The sequence below is a fragment of the Janthinobacterium sp. UMAB-56 genome, assembly GCF_900095265.1.
GTDB lineage: Bacteria > Pseudomonadota > Gammaproteobacteria > Burkholderiales > Burkholderiaceae_D > Janthinobacterium.
The window spans coordinates 350,449-367,963 of the sequence record NZ_LT607655.1; the positions used below are offsets into that span (position 1 = coordinate 350,449).

A 17,515-nucleotide genomic window follows, 5' to 3' on the forward strand; every position below is an offset into this window, starting at 1 on the left:
CACAAGCATGGGGCGGCGTCCTACCCCCATGGGCGGGTGCGTGTGTGACAATGCCAGCTCGAATAATCACTAGCACAGGACACTGCCATGAAAACCGCCGCTCTCTTGCTGGCCGCCACCCTGATGACCGTCGGCGGCGCCTGGGTGCAAGCCCAGTCGACGACAAATGTCAACCAGACAGGCAACCACACCAACAATCCCAATGATCCGGGCCAGAAATCGGACCAGTCAGACAAACTCGACAACAAAGGCAAGCTGGTGCACGACGGCAAGCCCGCCAAGACCCGCACGGACAAACGCACGCGGCGAGGAAAGCCAACGGCGCCGCCAGCGTCCACACCCGCTGTGCCCAGCATCCCCATCGCCCCTACGAAATAGTATCAGCGCTGCGCCACGTTGCTTCCAGGCACGCTATCATCGCCCCTTTACAAGATAGCTAGGATGGCAATGAAAGCAGCATGGCAAACGATGCTGGCGGCAGGCGTACTGGCCGCCGCCGGTGTACAGGCGGCCCCCACGGTGGGCGAGTGCATGGAGCTGACGACGGGCATCAAGTTCAGCAAGAACAATGGCGACGCGCAAGTCAACGTCGAGGATAGCTTCGAGGGCAGGAAACTCAAGGGCACGCAGCTGATCCTCGACGGCGGCGTGCTGCTGGCCACGTCCTACCAGGACATCCGCGACGGCCAGGTATTCCTGACTGGCATGGTGCACTACAACGAAGACGGCAGCGTGCGCAGCAAGAACGTCTACGCGCCGCAGTCGGCCATCCCCGCCAAGATGCGCCCCGGCCAGGAAGTGCGCGTGCAATTCACGGACACGCAAACAAGCACCCACTACCCGCTGGCCGGCCTGTCCGACAAGATCACCACCTCCACGCGCACCGATAAACGCGATTTCTCGATCACCTTCCTGGGCTGGGAACGCCTGGAGCTGGGCGGGCGCCGCTTCCCCGACGCCTGCAAGTTCGAACTGCGTGACGTCGGTGGCAAAAGCAAAGGCAAGAGCGGCGAATACGTGTGGTACGCGCAAGGCTACGGCGTGATCATGACGGACAAGCTGGACCAGGATGGTGACGTGCAGCCGGCGTATCGCATTGCGCTGACGACAATCATCAGCGCCCCTTAAGCCACAATAGCCGAAGAACTAATGCAGCTGCGCCAGCGCATTCCCCCGCACCTGGAACGCTACCCTTGCCACCGTCTTGCCGGCGCCATCGACGAGCGCCAGCGCATGCTTGCCCGGCACGGGGCGCCAGCGAATGCTTTCGCTAGCCGCGCCCATATCCTTGCCGTCGAGCACCCAGCGCAAGCCGTGGCTGCCCTGGGCCTGGAAGAAGACGCGCTGAAGGGCGGGCGGAATGTCGGGGTCGATGGCGAGGATGCTGTCTTCGGCCGGATACACGATGGCGGGCGGCTTGACAGTGTCGCCCAGCACGGCGATGACGGGGCTTTCCGTGCCGACGATAAACCATTCGCGGCGCGGCGCTTCCAGCGCGGGCTGGTACGCCACCATCTGCTGCAGCACGCCGGGCGGCGCCTTCGGCGCGTGGCTGGGCACGTTCTTGTGCAGATAGTCCATGACGTCACGCCACACGGGCGCGGCGCCCGACACGCCTGACACATCCCACATGGGCTTGCCGTCGAAGTTGCCTACCCACACGCCCACCGTGTAGCGCGCCGAGTAACCCATGCACCAGTTGTCGCGCATGTCCTTGCTCGTACCCGTCTTGACGGCGCTCCAGAAATTCGTCCCCAGTTCGTTGCGCAAACCAAAGGTCATGCTGCGCGCGGCGCGGTCGGCCAGGATGTCGCCGACGATGAAGGCGGCGCCCGCTTCCATCACACGGTGCCGGTCCTTGCCGGCCTGCCCTGGCTGCAGGCTGGCCGTGCTGTACAGACCGCCATTGGCCAGCGCGCGGTAGGCGTTGGCCAGTTCCAGCAGGGTCACTTCCGACGAGCCCAGCGCCAGCGAAGGGCCGTAGTACTCGGCCGGTTCCGTCAGGCTGGACAGGCCCACTTCCTTGAGGCGGTTGTAAAAACCGTCCTGCCCCGTCAGCAGCACCGTGCGCACGGCGGGTATGTTGAGCGAACTGGCCAGGCTGGTGCGGGCGCTGACATGGCCCTTGAAATTGCGGTCGTAGTTTTGCGGCGCATACATGCCCGACGCCGTGGCGACGTCCAGCGGCGAGTCGTCCATGACGGAGGCGGCCGTCATCAGCCGGCGCTCGATGGCCAGTTCATATAAAAACGGTTTCAAAGTGGAACCGGCCTGGCGCAGTGCCGCCACGCCGTCGACATGGCTGCCGCCCGCATTGCCGACATAGGCGAGAATGTCGCCGCTACGGTTGTCCAGCACGATGATGGCGCCATCGTTGACATTGCGCTCGCGCAAGGACGCCAGTTGCTGGCGCAGGTTTTCTTGCGTGAAACGCTGCAAGGGTCCATCGAGGGTGCTGGCGACCTGCGCGCCCGGCTGTTTCAGCAGTTGCTGCGCCACTTGCGGCGCGGGGGCCAGGTCGGCGTACAGGGCCGTGCGCTGCAAGGCCGTCTGCACGCGCTGGCCGATCAACTGGCAACTGCTGTCCATGCGCCACTCTTTCGCCAGCCCGCAAGCGCGCCGCGTGACGGTGGCCGGCGGCGCGTTCGGCGCCCGCACCAGGCTGGCCAAAATGATGGCGTCCGTCTGGTTCAGGCCGGACGGCGCCTTGCCGAACAGGCTGTACGAGGCCGAAGCGATGCCTTGCAGTTCGCCGCGGAACGACACCAGGTTCAAATAGGCTTCGAGAATCTGCGCCTTGCTCCAGCTCTCTTCGATGGCCTGGGCGGCACGCATCTGCTCCCATTTCTGGCGCAGGCTGCGCCCGCCCGAAGACGCCTGCAAGTCCGCATCGAGCTGGCCCGCCAACTGCATGGTGATGGTCGAGGCACCGCGGGGCTTTTTCGAAAACAGATTGTCCCAGGCGGCCGTGGCCAGCGCGGACACATCCACGCCGCCATGGCGCATGAAGCGCTGGTCTTCCGCCAGCAGCACGGCCTGCTGCACGGCGGGAGAAATGTCGGCCAGCGCCACCCAGGGCAAACGCCGCACTTTCATGTCCACGCGTAACGATTGCAGGGGCGCGCCGCTGCGGTCCAGCAATTGCGCTTCCGAACTGCGGTAGGCCGCTTGCACCTGGGCCGGCGTCAGCACCGCTTGCGCGTAGACCGGGCCGGCGAGCAGGCAGCACATCATCAATCCCAGACGTTTCACTGCCCCACCTTCACATTCGCATTCGGCGACTCGCCAAACATCTCGGGCGAATACATGGCCTCGATGCGCGTGGCCGGCAGGCTGAAGTCGCCCGCATTGTTCAGGCGCACCGTGTATTCCACGCTCCAGTTACCCTTCGGCACGAAATCATAATAGGCGCGGAAGGCATCAAACGCCCGTTCCTCGAAGGTGGGCCAGACCCAGCCCGTATTCTTTTCGCCCGCCGTCAACAGCTGCGAATCGCGCCCCAGTCCATTGCCCAGCACGCTGGCGCTGGCGGGAATCGGGTCGTCGACCACCACCCAGCTCATGTCCGCCTGCGCCGACAAGTCCAGGCGCACGCGGTAGACATCGCCGCGTGACCACTGGCCCGTCGTTTTCTGTTCCACAGGCGTAATGGTTTTTTTGAGCGTGTAGCCGCTGGAAACGGGCGCCTTGAGCGGGATGGCCGCCAGGCTTTGCACGGTGGCCCAAGGCTTGCCCGTGCCGCTGTGCGCCAGGCCCAGGGTGTCCGTGCCCTTCGGCCACGCTTGCAGCACGGGGCCCACTTTCGCCGCGCCACTCCACACGAGCGCTTGCGTATCGCTGCCCAGTTTCACGGCGCTGGCGCCCGTCACGGGTGTGGACTCGAACTTGGCCGAGAACTTGGCGATGGCCAGGGTACCCCAGGCGTTGGCCACCGTGGTATCCCAGCGCCCTTTCTTCTGGCGCCCCATGCTGCCGCGCACCAGGCGACCGATGTCATCCTTCCACGCCGGGTTGTCCATCACGGCCAGCAGCAGCCGGTTGGCGTTGACGTCGCCGGAGACCATCAGCCACCACCAGTTATCCTTGCGTTCGGTGGAAAAGCCCATGGTCGTGCCCTGGAAGTTCAGGCGCGAGCGCAAAATCTGCTGCGCTTCGGCTTGCAGCGCATCGCGGCGCGCCAGGCTTGGCGTACGCTGCAGCAGCAGGCTCCAGTCGATGACGGCGGAAGTGGGCCACAGGTTCGGGCTGATGCTGATGCTTTCCAGCGCATCGGGCGGCACCTTGTTCGAACGCGACAGCGCTTCCAGCGCAGCGAGCTTGCGCACGGCCAGGTCGGTCGTGGCCAGCGCGGAACGGCGCACGATACGGCCCTGCACGAAAGCCGTCAAGGCCTCTTCCATGCGGTTCTTCGTCTGTTCGGGAATCGCATAGCCCGCTTCCCGGCTTGCCGACAGCACATACGCCGTCAGGCTGTCGCTGCCCTGCTCCATGATGGGGAAGTATTTCACCATGCCATCGCTGTCCAGATAGGCGGGCAGACTGGCTGCCAGCTTGTTCCACGCGTCCTGGTCTTGCAGGGCGATGGCTTTCGAGGTGTTTTGCTCGAAGCAGGTGTAGGGGTAGGCCGCCATGTATTCGCGCACGCCGGGCAGCTCGCCACCCAGTTTCGCGACAAAGCTGGTCTGGATGCCGCCCCGGCCCGGCAAGGCGCCGGCCGGCATTTGCACGGACATATTGATCGGCTTGTCGATCTGCAGCAAGGTGGCTTGATACGTACGCACGGGCGTGGCCTGACCCACTTTTTGCGTGATTTTGAGTTGATCGGAGGTGTTGCCAAGCCCGCTGCCCGCCTTGGCGCCAATGTCCCATACGACGGTTTGCGCGCCCAGTGGCACCTGGTAATCCCAGCCCACTTCGCGCGCCTCCCCCGCCGCCAACGTCAAGCTCTGGCGCGGCAGCGCCTTGCCTGCCGCCGTGGCATTGAGTTCCACGTTCAAGGATGCGGCCGAGGTGTTACGTACCGTAAAACCGGCACGCAACTGGTCGCCTTCGCGCACCAGGGTGGGCAAGCCCGACATCAGGATCAAGTCTTGCGAGCTGCGGATATCCGTGCTGCCCGTGCCAAACAATTCCTTGCCCGCGCTGGCGATGGCGACGATGCGGAACGCCGTCAGCGAGTCGTTCAGCGGCACTTGCACCGTGGCTTCCCCCTTGGCATCGAGCTTGACCGTGCCCTTCCAGAACAGCAGGGTGTCAAACAGCTCGCGGCTGGCGCCCTTGCCACCGCCACCGCCGGCCGGGAAAGCCTTGCGGCCGAAGTGGCGCTTGCCGATCACCTGCATCTGCGCCGTCGCCGTTTCCACCTGCAGGCTGCGCTGCGCCATCATGGTATCTAACAGCTTCCAGCTATCGTTGGGCATCAGTTCCAGCAGCCCCGTGTCGACGGCCGCCAGCGCCACTTCCGCACCGGCTGGCAAGGCTTTGCCATCGGCGCGGCGCACGCGCACGGAGACTTCCGCCTTGTCGCGCGTTTTATACACTTCCTTGTCGGACACCACCATGACGTTCAATTCATGCGCCTGCCACCCCACATTCAGGGGCGCGATGCCCATCTTGTAGGCCGGCTTGCCCAGGTCCACCAGGGCCGTCGGCTGCACGCCGTCGACACGCCCACGCACGACAAACACGGACACATATACATTCGGTGCGTAGTTCGGTTTGACCGGAATATTCACCACCGGTTCCCGGCCGTTGAGCTGGCGCACATAGGTGTCGAGGATGCCTTCGCGCTCGACCGTGATCAGCGCCGTGCCCGAGCGGAAAGGCATGCGTACCTGCAAGCTCGCTTCCTGGCCCGGTTCATAGCGTTTCTTTTCAGGCAATACATCGATGCGGTCATTGTCGCTGACGTTGAACCACCAGTCGCCGCTGCCGGCCACCCAGGTTTCACGGTTGGCGACAGCGGCGTTGCCGCCGCCATCCTGCGTGCGGGCGCGCAAAATCAAATTGCCGCTGGCGGGCGCCTTCACGTCGCAGATCAACAGGCCCTTGGCGTCCGTCTGGCCCGAACAGGCGGGGCCCAGCTTGACGACTTCGCTGCTGTTTTCATACGCATAGAAGCCGCCGATGAGGCGGCGGCGGTGCGAATAACTGTTGCGCTGGAAAAAATCGACTGCCACAGCGGCGTTCGCCACGGGCTTGCCATTGGTGCCCAGCACGGCTACGGTGAACTTGAAGGCATCCTTGCTCAAGGCCCAGGCGTCGGGCTTGATGCCGATCACCACATTCGATGGCCACAGCGGCACGCGCGTGGCGACCGAGGCCGTCTCGCCATTCGCATCCTGGAAAGCCATTTCGGCCACCAGGTCGCGCGGCGCGGACAGCTGCGGCAACTGGTCGATGACGATGCGCGCGCCGCCCGCCTTGTCCAACGTCAAACTTTGCGTGCGCGCGGCCGTCGCGCCGGCTCCGGCACGCCCGCCATTGCCTTCATCCTGCCATTCACCCTCATCGTCGTCGTAGCCCGTGCCCTGCTTGACCAGGCCTTCCTTCACGTCGCCATTGCTGAAGCTGAAATCGGGATAATCGGCAAACATCACGCTCTTGTCTTGCAGCACCGTGCGCAGCTTGACGGGCGCGTTGGTGGCAGCGCCGCCCGCCAGGTAGCTGATTTGCGCATCCAGGGCCACTTGCCTGGCCTGCACGGCGGGCGCTTTCGGGCCCTGCAGCACGGCTTTCATGGTCGGCACGCGGAATGCTTCCACGCGGAAACTGCCGGACGGGCGGCCAGCCATCGTCACGCTGTATTCGCCCTGCTTGGCGTCGGCGGGGATGAGCCAGTCGCTTTCCGCCGTGCCGCTGGCCGACCAGCGCAAGGGCAGCTGGTACTTCTGGTCGCTGCCCTGGTGCGTGATGACAACGGAGGTGGCGCTGCCGGGGCCGTTGTTCTTGTCCACCAGGCTCATGCCTTCGCCCGTGTGCTTGCGGATGAAATGCTTCATGTGCACGGTGTCGCCGGCGCGCAGCAAGGTGCGGTCGAAAACCGTTGCCAGCAGCGTGTTGTCGGCGCGCGTGTCGTCCGTGGGCAAATTGAAACGCCAGGCTTCGATGCCACCCACCCAGTCCGACAGGGTGAACGTCATGTCGCCGTCGCTGCGCGCACTGATAAAGTAGCGGCCATTGTTCTTGCAGCTGGAATTGGCCAGCTCGCCGGCGATGTGGGCCACGCCATCCGCCCCCGTGGCGCCTTGCCACAGCAGCTTGCCGGTGCAGTCGCGCACGGCCACTTGCGCTTTCGCAACAGGCACGCCCTTGTCCAGCGACGTCACCCACACGAGCGACGATTGCGCGCCATGCTTGAAGTGGGCCGCCAGGTTGGTCACCAGCGCGGCCGTGCGGATATACGCCGTCGTCGGTTTGCCCAGCAGCACCTTGCCGAGGATGGGGCTGGCCAGTTCGACCACATAAAAGCCCGGTTTCTGCAAGGGAATGCCGATCACTTCAAAGGTTTTCTTGCCATCCGGACGGGGCAGGCTGATGGGCCGCGTACCAGCCGCGTGCGCCAGCACGGATTTGCTCAAGTTGCCCGCATACTGGGCGTATGGCTGCCAGTATTCGCCCCTGTCGCCATTGCCGGCCAGGCGCTGCATCCACTCGATGATGAACTTGTCGTCATTGTCGGGCACGCGCAAGGTGGCGCCCGTGGCAGCGGAGGCTTGGGTGATTTCCTTGCCCGATAGCACGGGTTCAATATTGCGCACGGTGACCGGCAGCAAGCCATCGCCCTTGGCTTCGATGATGCCAAACGGAGCCGGGAACTTCAGCAGCGGCGGCTGTTCGCCCGTGCGCACCGTCATGGGGAAGCGCGCGCGGTTGAGCAAGGCGCGGCCAGCGTCATCCGTCAGCTTCGGCGGCAGGGCCAGCACGAAGCTGGCTTGCACGGGGAAGGGGCCATTGAAGGTGGCGCCATACAGGAATTCCGCCTTTTCTTCCTCTTTTGAAATCGTCGGCGCATACGACTTGCCGCCGCCCTTCAGGGTCATGGCGCGCACCAGCGACGCTTTCACGGGCGCGGAAAACTGCACGCGCATGGGCAGGAAGGGGATGCACTGCTCTTTCGGGTTGCTGCGTTCGCAGCTGAACTTGGCCGTAAAATCGGGGCGCGTCTTGTACTGCAAGGTTTGCGCCTTCTCCGTGGCGATGCCGCTGGCGCTGGCGATGCCCGCACCCCACACCAGCGACACCTTGGCGTTGGCGGGGAAGCTGCGCTTGCATTGCAGCACGGTGACAGGCAGCGGCGGCGCGCCCTTGCTGGCGACAGGCATGCCGACTTTCCATACGACGCCACGCTTCTTGAAATACACGCTCAGGTAGCGGTCGAGAAAGCTCTTGCGCAGGGTCAATACCTGCTCCAGCTCCTTGCCCACAAGGCGCCGCACGGGAATTTTTTCATTGATGCCATCGGCGCGGCAATACGCATTCGCGTCCACGCTGGCTTCGTCCGGCGCGGCGTCGATGCCCAGCACGAAGATCTGGTTTTCATCGATATACGACTGGCCGTCATACGGTATGGCCTCGACGATAGCCGGCCCGCCCGTGGTGAAACGGTAAGACGTCGTTCCCTGCAAGGGCTTGCCCGCAACATCCTTCAGCCCCGCTTTCAAGGCAAAGGTGCACGCCACGCCGGCCGGCAAATCGCGCTCGAAATCGTAGTTCCAGTTGCGCTCGTCGGCCCAACGCCCCGCGCCCGCCACGACGCCAGGTTCGGCCTTGCCGCAATCGATGGCGAAGGGCGCGGGCAAGCCCATATCGCCGAACGGCACCATCGGCGTGGCAAACTGGGCCCGCACCTGGCGCACGGCCTTGACTGTGCCACTGGGTGAAAACAGGGACACGCCGCTATCGGCCCAGGCCGGCATCGCCAGGCCCAGCGACAGCAGCAGGCATAGCGATCCCAGCTTGCCAGACAGCGGGGAAGAAAAAACACGGGGCAGGTCAGGCACGGGTGACTCCTTGATGAAAAGTGGCGGAGCTGGCTGCGGCGCACGATATTTCGCCGAGGCAAGCCCGGAAAGACAACAGAACGCGGCAGGAATACAACATGAATGTAATATTAGTTATCAAGCTCATCATTGTTGCTAATATACAGTGGCAAGCCGGTAATTAGTCGTACGATTGCCTCTCGCGGCAACAGCGGAATACAGGCTGTTGCCGCATTATTTTCGCGAGGCAGATGAGTTTTTTTCAACACCAGGGTATTCGTCGTGAATCTACAACACCATTGAGTTACAACAATGCTTTGTGCGCTAACGCACCGACCGCTTGAACCTGCAACCGTATTCTCTAGTCCAACAGCAGTGCATTAATCGCAAGAAAATCGCACCTGGAATTGTTGTTTATCTCAAGCAATAGCATGTCTGGCAGTTGTCGCATTGATGCAATAGAAAAAATCTCATATCAACGTTGGGAGTTACTTGTGAATAATCTAAAAAAAATCGCCGTTGCCGCCGCAGTCCTGTGCTCCGCCCTCGGCGCACAGGCCCAGGAAATCAATCCATCCTGGTATATTCAACCCAGCCTCAACGCACTCAAGCCAGATTCCGACTTCGCCACGGATAAAACCGGCTATGGCGCAGGCTTGCGTTTCGGTAAGCCTGTTTCCCAGGACTGGGATATCCAGTTGGGCACCACGTATGCCCGCTCCAAGGATGGCCAACAGCGCTACCAGCAAAATACGCTGGGCGTAGACGGCTTGTACATGTTCTCGCGCAAAGCCTTCCGCCCCTTCCTGCTGGTAGGCGCGGGCATGCAGCGCGACAAGGACACCAGCTTGGCCTTCGGCGAACGCAGCAAGAGCTCGCCATACGCCAGCGTGGGCCTGGGCTTCCAGTCCATGATCAATGATCAATTGTCGTTCCAGGCAGACGTGCGCAATGTACACGGCTTCCTGCGTGGCAACACCTTCGATCCGAGCAGCAAGGCCAACAACTATTACGTCACCGTGGGCCTGAACTTCGCATTCGACAAACCGCCTGCACCGCCGCCACCACCGCCACCGCCGCCAGTGCGCGAGGAAGTCGTCGTGGTCGTGCCGCCACCGCCACCACCGCCGCCGCCACGCTTTGAAAAAGTGACGATGTCGGCAACCGAACTGTTCGCCTTCGACAGTGCGAAACTGGGCCCGACACAGACCAAACTCGACGAGATCGCCCGCGTACTGAACGCCGCGCCGGACGTCAACAATGTCGTCATCAGTGGTTATGCCGACCGCATCGGTTCGGCCAAGTACAACCTGAAACTGTCGCAGCAGCGCGCTGACGCAGTCAAGGAATACCTGGTCGGCCATGGTGTCGCCGCCAACCGCCTGGCGGCCGAAGGCAAGGGTTCCACCAATCCTGTCGTCACCTGCGATAACAAGAAGCGGGCCGACCTGATCAAGTGCCTGGAACCAAACCGCCGCGTCGAAGTGGAACAGATCACCATCGAACGCCGCGTACAGTAAGCTGAACAGTGGTACGCCACTTGTGAATAAAAAAAGGGGCTCGCGCCCCTTTTTTGCATTGAAAGCCACCATGAATTTGTCTACCCGCTACCCAAAACTGGCCGGCATCGTGCCGTTCGCCAAGCAAATGCGCAGCGTCATCGTCTGTTCCGTCACCGAATGGCTGGAACACCGCGCCTCAAGCAAGGGCGCCGCCCTCGCCTATTACACCCTGTTTTCCATCGCTCCCATCCTCGTACTGGTGATCGCCATCGCCGGTTTCTTCTATGGCCCGGCCGCCGCGCGCGGCGAGCTGATGGACCAATTGCAAGGCTTGCTGGGCACGCAGGGCGCCGAAGCCATCCAGCTGGTGCTGGCCGGCGCCAGGAATCATGAGCAGGGCCGCATCGCCACCCTCATCGCCAGCGCCCTGCTGCTGTTTGGCGCCACGAGCGTGTTTGCCGAACTGAAAGCCAGTCTCGATGAAATCTGGCAAGTGCCGCCCCTGAAGGAAGCGGGCGCCTGGGACATGCTGCGCACGCGCCTGCTCTCTTTCGGCCTGGTGCTGGTGCTGGCTTTCCTGCTGATGGTGTCGCTGGTGGTCAACGCGGCCATGGCCATCCTCGCCAACTTCTGGGAAGGCGTCTGGAAGGACACGGCCGTCCTGTTTACCTTGCTGTCGAACCTGATCGGCTTTGCCGTCATCGCCTGCCTGTTCGCCGTCATCTATAAAATGCTGCCGCGCGTGCGCCTGTCCTGGCGCGACGTGCTGATCGGCGCCCTGGGTACGGCCTTCATGTTTTCACTGGGGAAATATGCGATTGGCGTGTATATCGGCAATAGCGGCGTGGCCAACAGCTATGGCGCGGCCGGGTCCCTGGTAGCCCTGCTGCTGTGGGTGTATTACTCGGCGCAAATCTTCTTCCTGGGCGCCGAGTTCACGCGCCAGTTCGCCCTTCAGCTGGGCAGCATGAAGGATATGCCGAAGACGGACGATGGAGATCTGCAGGTAAAAATCCTCAAGCGCCATCAGTCCTGAAGCAGCGCTCCACACGCAACAACGGCGCCTGCGGGCGCCGTTGGCATTGCTGGAAGCTATTCGCCCAGCAGTTCCGCCACCACTTCCATGCCCTGCACGCGCTCGGCCACCACCTTCAGCATGACGATGATCGGCACGCCCAGCAGCAAGCCCCAGACGCCCCACAGCCAGCCCCAGAACAGCAAGCTGATGAACACAGCCGTGGGATTCATGCGGGCGATACGCCCGGTCATCCAGGTGGTGACAAAGGTGCCCACCAGGGTGGCGATGGCCATCGACGTGCCCGTCACCAGCAAGACCATTTCCAGCGACTCGAACTGCAAAAAGGCCACCAGCCCCGTGGCGATGGTGATGAGCAAGGGACCGAAATACGGCATGATGTGCAACAAGCCAGCCACGATGGCCCAGGCGCCCGCATTTTCCAGGCCGATCATGCGCAGGGCGACCCACATCAGGATCGCCAGCAAGGCATTCGTGACGAGCAACATGAACATATAGTTCTGGATCGAGGTATTGATGTCTTCCAGGATGTGCACGGTGACCTTCTTGCGGCTCAGCGACGGTCCCGTCAGCTTGACGAGCTTGCGCTTGAAGGTGTCGCCCGACAGCAGCAGGAAAAACACCAGGAAGATGACCATGGTCGCCTGGCTGAGAAAGCCGACCAGGCCCAGCGACCCCGCCCATACCCAGTCCATGATCTTGAAATTGGGCGCCTCGGCGGCGGCGGCGCGGCGGTTGTTGCGGCGCGCTTCGGCGCCGGCGGCCACTTGCTCGATTTCATTGGCCACGGCCTGCATTTTCTGGAAGGTGCTGTTCTTGCCGCCCGTATTGGCGGCGATCAGGCGCGACAACTTGTGCGTGGCGGCCGGCAACTCTTCAACGATGGATTCGAATTCGCCCTGCACGCGCTCGATCACGACGACAGAGCCGAACAGGATCAGGGCCGTGACGGCCGTGGCGCCGATGGCGCGCGGCAGGCGCAGCTTTTCCAGCCAGGCGACGACGGGATTGAGGGTGTAGGCAATGAAAATGCCGAAGATGACGGGAATGAGGAATTTCTGCGCCCATTGCAGCGCATAGATGAAGCTGACGGTAGCGATGATGCCCAGGGCCAGGCCGCGCGCATTGACATGCAGCGGCAGGCGCAAGGATGCATCGGGGTGCTCCACGGACGTGCCGGGAGGTGGTCCGGCAGGCTCGGTGGAGGCAGCCGCCACCGGTTCGGGCGGGGCATCTGTAGGCTGAATATGCATGCGATTCCCGCAACGGTCGGTGGTGGGCCGCAGCGCCAGCCATCGGGCTGGCGCTGCGGCAAGTCATGCCCTTACTTGACGCGGATGTCGTTTTTCACCGACTTCACGCCCTTGACGCCACGGGTGATTTCGCCCGCTTTGGCGGCGTCAGCTGCCTGAGCAACGAAGCCGCTCAGCTGAACCACGCCCTTGAAGGTTTCAACGTTGATTTCCGTCGATTTCAGGGTAGGCTCATTGAAGATGCTGGCTTTGACCTTGGTGGTGATGGCCGCGTCGTCGATGTACTCGCCCGTGCCTTCTTTGGTTGGCGTGGAAGCGCAGCCTGCAACGGCAAACAGGGAAGCGACGAAAAGGCCAGTAGCGATAGATTTAGTGAATTTCATGGTTTTTTCCTTAGGAGTGGTCAATCAATGTGCTCACAATGAGCTTCTTATACCAGTTTGGTCACTGCGCGCCCGAAGGAGCTCAGTAGCCAAACTGGGTTTTTGCAGCCTTGATACAGTCATCCTTGGCTGCGCCGGCTAATGCATCGCATTTTTCTGTCGCGACCTTGTACTCGGCTTTTCTTTTTGCTTCACGCGCATCGCTGCGCGCTTCGATGACCTTCTTGTCCGCCTTGGCATCGGCCAGGGCCGCCACCTTGGTGGACTTGGCCAGCTTGACGCAGACATCTTTGTCGTTGCCTGTCAGCGCATTGCAGCGCGCCAGGTCAACGTCGTAGTTGGCATCGGCAATCTTGTTGCGCGCCTTGGTGTAGGCACGCAGGGTATTCGTATATTGCGCCTGGGCCACTGCTTCATCGTAGGCGCGCACGGCCTTTGCTTCGGCAATGCAGACATCCTTCGGGTTGCCCGTGATTTTTTCGCATTCGGCATGTGCCAGCTTGTAGTTCAGGCCCGCCTGTTCATTGGCTGCCTTGTAAGCGGCTTTCGCTTCCGGCGTGGCAGCCACTGCCTGGCCGCCCCAGGCGGCGCACGCCAGGCTGACGACGATGGCGGTGAAAAGCTTTTTCTTGTTCATGAATTTCTCCCTGGTAGTGACAAGCATGTCTGCTTGGCATGACTACCGTTTTACGTGGATAGGCGCCACTCTTCTGTACGCTGCCGTACACAAGTAATTTATTTTGAAAGTCAGAGGCAGAATGGGAGAAATAACAACGTTTTACGGCATCGCGCCAGAAAAAAGTGTCATTTCCACACCAAATAAGTACGTGCGGCAGCGTACAGACCGGGGACAGGGGCGTGACTAAGATGGCACCACACCCTCACCTCGTCAGGAGAATAAAATGAAAACCAATGCCACCTTGGCAGCACTGATGCTCGCCGCCACCGCCGTACTGAGCGGTTGTGCCACAGGTCCTTCACAGTCACAGCAGTATTACCCGGCTAACCAGCCTGAGTCCGCCATGTACGGCACCGTCGACTCCATCCAGATCGTGCAGGGTGGCGGACAAACGAGCGGCGCCGGCGCCGTGGTCGGCGGCATCGCAGGCGCGCTGCTGGGCAATACCATCGGCTCGGGCGGCGGACGCACGGCCGCCACCGTGGCGGGCGCCGTCGCCGGCGGCGTCGTGGGCAACCAGGTGGAAGGCCGCAGGCAGCAGGCGCAGGCTTACCAGATCAGCGTGCGTCTCGATAACGGCGAATACCGCACCGTGGTGCAAGACACCGCGAACGACTTGCGCCCTGGCAACCGCGTGCGCGTCGTTGACGGCCGCGTCTACCGCTATTAATTCTCGGCGCAGCTTGCCAGCAGGCATCCGCCATCCGCATGAGTCGTACGATAACAAGGAGTTGCCATGGGCACCATCATTCTGATCATCTTGATCCTGGCCCTGGTCGGCGTCCTGCCCACCTGGCCGCATAGCCGCAACTGGGGCTACGGCCCCAGCGGCATTGCCGGCCTGGTCGTAGTGATACTGATCCTGCTGTTACTGACGGGCAGGTTGTAATAAAAGGCGCCTTCGGCGCCTTTTCTATTTCAAAGAGGAAATATCATGACTATCCACAACACACTTTTGGCGGCACTGTTCGCCTGCAGCCTGGCGCCACTGGCGCAGGCCCAGACGGCCACGCCGCAGCCGGGCGACCCGCAGCGCTGGTACCAGGCAGACAGCACGCCGCAAGCCCAGTTGCGCACCTTGCACAAGGAAATCGCCGCCGCCCTGGCCGAGGCCAAGAAAGCCTGCCGCCTGCAAGCGTCCGCCGCGCGCGCGGCCTGCCTGAAAGATGCGCAAGATATTTACCGGCAAGACATGGCGAACGCGGAAAAACTGCGCCTAGCGGCTCATCCGCGGCAGTGATCCATGCACCGCCCCCGGATCAGGCGGCGTCGCGCTCGTAGGGGGGCAATTCATGCACCACGAGTGGCGTGTCTTCCGTAACAAAAGCCAGCCAGCCGGCCGCCTTGATCGCGCGCAAGCCATCCTGGTAGCCCTGCTCCCAGCGCCATTCGATGGAGCCCTTGGAAAAATTGATGTCCTTGGCCGCCATGTGCCAGTCGCGCCCAGCATACGGCAGGCGCACGATGTGCATGGTGCTGTCGCAGCCCAGCGCTACCAACTCTTCCGTCTGCCGGCGGTTGTGCGCGGTATCGGGCAGACCGGCGTACAGTTCGCGCAATTTGCGCTGCAAAGTATGCGTATTGACATAATCGGCGATATGCCGCTTCGAGCGCGACGCGAAGGTAACGTCCTTTTGCCGCGTCTGCACTTCATCCAGGGTGCTCGGCTCCGGCCCTTCCGAGCTCCACAGGTCGACCATGAAGACCAGGGTATCGACGTGGGGGGTGTCGTCGAGCACGGTTTCCAGCGGGGTGTTCGAGTACAGGCCGCCATCCCAATATAAATCGCCATCGACGCGCACGCCGGCAAAGCCGGGCGGCAAGGCGCCGCTGGCGCGGATATGCTCCGCCGTCAGCGGCTGCTGCTGGCTGTCGAAACTGGTGAGGCTGCCGCATTTGACACGCAGGGCGTTGACCGTCAGGCGCATGCCGCCCGGCTGGTTCAGGTAATCGAAATCAACCAATTCCTCGAGGGTGCTGGCCAGCTCGCTGGTGTCATAAAAACTGGCCTCTTCCGGCTTGACGGCGATGCCGGTGGGAAATAGGCTGAAGGCGCGCGGCTTGAAGAAGCCGGGCACGCCGCGCAGCAGCGTATCGAGCGTGGCCAGCCAGATGTTTGAACGGCGCTGCTGGTCGGAAATCATATTCATGTCAACGCTGTCGCGGTGCGCCACGCGTTGCCAGAACTGCTTTAAGCGCACCAGCCGGTCTTCATGCTTGTTGCCGGCCAAAATGGCGGCATTGATGGCGCCGATCGAGGTGCCCACCACCCAGTCGGGCGCCAGGCCATGTTCGTGCAGCGCGTGGTAGACCCCGGCCTGGTAGGCGCCCAGTGCGCCGCCGCCTTGCAGCACCAGCACGACGCGCAGGCGCGAGGGATTTAACTGATTGATCGGTGTCGTCGACTGCGTCATCAAGATGGCCCCTTTGTCCGCCGCGCGAAATACGGCGTGATTCATTGTAAGGGATTGTGTCCACGCTTGCGTGCGCGCACGTCGGACCTTGAATGGGGGCATGAATGGGGGCAAAAAAAAACGCCGTCGATGACGGCGTTCCTGTGCAATATGGCTGGCGTTCAGCGCTTGCGGCGCAGCCAGCTGGCGGCGGCTGCGGCGACAGCCACGAGGACCAGGGCCGGTTTGACCAGCTTCTTGCGTCCTATAAACGATAGCGCCGTCAGCACGTAGGGCATGGCGCCCTGCAAACGCATGCCGCCCGGCGCCAGCAGGGATTCGACGCGGTGGCCGGCAAAGCCGACCGCCGTTTCCACGACGCCCTGCAGCATCGATTCGGGGCGCAATGCATAGCCCACGTTGGCGCGCGCATGCACGATGCCCACGCGGTACATCTCGCCCTGGGCGATCAACAGGCGCTTGCGGGCGGCTTGCACCGCCAGTTTGTCGTTATCCGACATGAATTCTCCTCGTATCGCAGCTTACATCAGCATGTCGCGGTCGGCCTTCAATTCCGCCATGGTGGCGGGCATGGACAGCTTTCCTTGACGCAGCATGGCGCGCGCATACATGACCAGGGCGATGGCCAGCAGTACGAACACGACCGTCATGATTGCCAGTATCTTCCAGCCCAGGCTATCCCAGGCCAGGAAAACGATCAGCACGCTGCCGTAAGCGATGGCAAACAAGCCCGCCACCATCGCCAGCGCGAAAATGACAATCAGCTGCAACATGTGATTGCGCACTTCCGACAGTTCGATGGTGGCCAGTTCCAGCCGCGACAACATCAGTCCGACGGCGTTCTTGGCCAGGCCGGCGACCGAGCCGATCAATCCCGGCCCCTGGTGAGACGAAGCAGACTTGTCCATATCGCTCCTGACGGTGGATTACTTGCGGCCCAGGATGAAGCCGACCAGCACGCCAACGCCAGCGGCGACGGCCACCGTGCGCCATGGGTTTTCCTTGACATAACCGTCTGCCTGGGCAGCCATCTGCTTGGTGGCAACGATGGCCGACGCTTGCGCTTCGTGCGCCTTGGCCAGGGCGGCGTCCAGGGTCTTCATGCCCTTGACGCGCACTTCATCGGCTTTTTCGCCGGTCAGGGCGGCAGCGGCGCTGAACAGGGCTTGCGCATCCTTGACCAAGGTTTTGACATCGTTATTGACGGTGGTGATATTGTTTTCCAACATGGTTTAGCTCCTTAGCTGTGGATGAATGTAGTTACTAT

General features: G+C 62.4%; 16 protein-coding genes. 7 read left to right on the plus strand and 9 right to left on the minus strand.

Features of this window, described 5'->3' with window-relative positions; translation table 11 throughout:
* The first annotated feature begins 87 nt into the window (after positions 1–87).
* The gene (locus tag K0F85_RS12480; protein ID WP_219116317.1) at positions 88–378 is read left to right on the plus strand and encodes a hypothetical protein; all 291 of its coding nucleotides are present in this window, start codon (positions 88–90) and stop codon (positions 376–378) included.
* A gap of 69 nt (positions 379–447) precedes the next feature.
* Positions 448–1,128, plus strand: a complete 681-nt coding sequence (locus K0F85_RS12485; protein WP_219116318.1) for a hypothetical protein — start codon at positions 448–450, stop codon at positions 1,126–1,128.
* A gap of 18 nt (positions 1,129–1,146) precedes the next feature.
* On the opposite strand, the gene pbpC is transcribed toward K0F85_RS12485, so the two are convergent.
* Together pbpC and K0F85_RS12495 are read right to left on the minus strand one after the other, a co-directional pair.
* A complete protein-coding gene (gene pbpC, locus K0F85_RS12490) occupies positions 1,147–3,231 on the minus strand; it encodes a penicillin-binding protein 1C (RefSeq protein WP_219116403.1) in 2,085 nt (694 codons plus the stop codon).
* A gap of 17 nt (positions 3,232–3,248) precedes the next feature.
* A complete protein-coding gene (locus K0F85_RS12495; protein ID WP_257572725.1) occupies positions 3,249–9,002 on the minus strand; it encodes an alpha-2-macroglobulin in 5,754 nt (1,917 codons plus the stop codon).
* Between the two features lie 473 nt (positions 9,003–9,475).
* Here K0F85_RS12495 and K0F85_RS12500 point away from each other — a divergent pair, with 473 nt between their 5' ends.
* Positions 9,476–10,501: an OmpA family protein gene (locus K0F85_RS12500; protein ID WP_219116319.1), complete on the plus strand. Its 1,026-nt coding sequence runs from the start codon at positions 9,476–9,478 to the stop codon at positions 10,499–10,501.
* A gap of 70 nt (positions 10,502–10,571) precedes the next feature.
* Complete coding sequence (locus K0F85_RS12505) at positions 10,572–11,519, plus strand: YihY/virulence factor BrkB family protein (protein WP_219116320.1); 948 nt, start codon at positions 10,572–10,574, stop codon at positions 11,517–11,519.
* Positions 11,520–11,575: 56 nt separating this feature from the next.
* Here K0F85_RS12505 and K0F85_RS12510 read toward each other — a convergent pair whose 3' ends face one another.
* The 3 genes from K0F85_RS12510 to K0F85_RS12520 form a co-directional block, all read right to left on the minus strand.
* On the minus strand, positions 11,576–12,772 hold the full coding sequence (locus K0F85_RS12510; RefSeq protein ID WP_374198688.1) for an AI-2E family transporter: 1,197 nt from the start codon (positions 12,770–12,772) through the stop codon (positions 11,576–11,578).
* 71 nt (positions 12,773–12,843) lie between these two features.
* Complete coding sequence (locus tag K0F85_RS12515) at positions 12,844–13,155, minus strand: BON domain-containing protein (protein WP_219116321.1); 312 nt, start codon at positions 13,153–13,155, stop codon at positions 12,844–12,846.
* Between the two features lie 82 nt (positions 13,156–13,237).
* The gene (locus K0F85_RS12520) at positions 13,238–13,792 is read right to left on the minus strand and encodes a hypothetical protein (RefSeq protein ID WP_219116322.1); all 555 of its coding nucleotides are present in this window, start codon (positions 13,790–13,792) and stop codon (positions 13,238–13,240) included.
* A 265-nt stretch (positions 13,793–14,057) separates the two neighbouring features.
* Here K0F85_RS12520 and K0F85_RS12525 point away from each other — a divergent pair, with 265 nt between their 5' ends.
* The 3 genes from K0F85_RS12525 (at position 14,058) to K0F85_RS12535 (ending at position 15,074) form a co-directional block, all read left to right on the plus strand.
* Positions 14,058–14,504, plus strand: a complete 447-nt coding sequence (locus K0F85_RS12525; RefSeq protein WP_219116323.1) for a glycine zipper 2TM domain-containing protein — start codon at positions 14,058–14,060, stop codon at positions 14,502–14,504.
* Between the two features lie 66 nt (positions 14,505–14,570).
* Positions 14,571–14,723, plus strand: a complete 153-nt coding sequence (locus K0F85_RS12530) for a DUF3309 family protein (protein WP_010396415.1) — start codon at positions 14,571–14,573, stop codon at positions 14,721–14,723.
* A 45-nt stretch (positions 14,724–14,768) separates the two neighbouring features.
* Positions 14,769–15,074, plus strand: coding sequence for a hypothetical protein (locus K0F85_RS12535; RefSeq protein WP_219116324.1), 306 nt, complete (start codon positions 14,769–14,771; stop codon positions 15,072–15,074).
* A gap of 19 nt (positions 15,075–15,093) precedes the next feature.
* On the opposite strand, the gene K0F85_RS12540 is transcribed toward K0F85_RS12535, so the two are convergent.
* The 4 genes from K0F85_RS12540 to K0F85_RS12555 all read right to left on the minus strand — a co-directional run bounded on the left by K0F85_RS12540 (position 15,094) and on the right by K0F85_RS12555 (position 17,477).
* Positions 15,094–16,248 (minus strand): patatin-like phospholipase family protein, encoded by a 1,155-nt coding sequence (locus K0F85_RS12540; protein WP_219116325.1) that lies wholly within the window; start codon positions 16,246–16,248, stop codon positions 15,094–15,096.
* Between the two features lie 161 nt (positions 16,249–16,409).
* The gene (locus tag K0F85_RS12545; protein ID WP_219116326.1) at positions 16,410–16,748 is read right to left on the minus strand and encodes a hypothetical protein; all 339 of its coding nucleotides are present in this window, start codon (positions 16,746–16,748) and stop codon (positions 16,410–16,412) included.
* A gap of 21 nt (positions 16,749–16,769) precedes the next feature.
* On the minus strand, positions 16,770–17,156 hold the full coding sequence (locus K0F85_RS12550) for a phage holin family protein (protein WP_219116327.1): 387 nt from the start codon (positions 17,154–17,156) through the stop codon (positions 16,770–16,772).
* Between the two features lie 18 nt (positions 17,157–17,174).
* Positions 17,175–17,477, minus strand: coding sequence for a YqjD family protein (locus K0F85_RS12555; protein WP_035826246.1), 303 nt, complete (start codon positions 17,475–17,477; stop codon positions 17,175–17,177).
* Between the last annotated feature and the right edge of the window lie 38 nt (positions 17,478–17,515).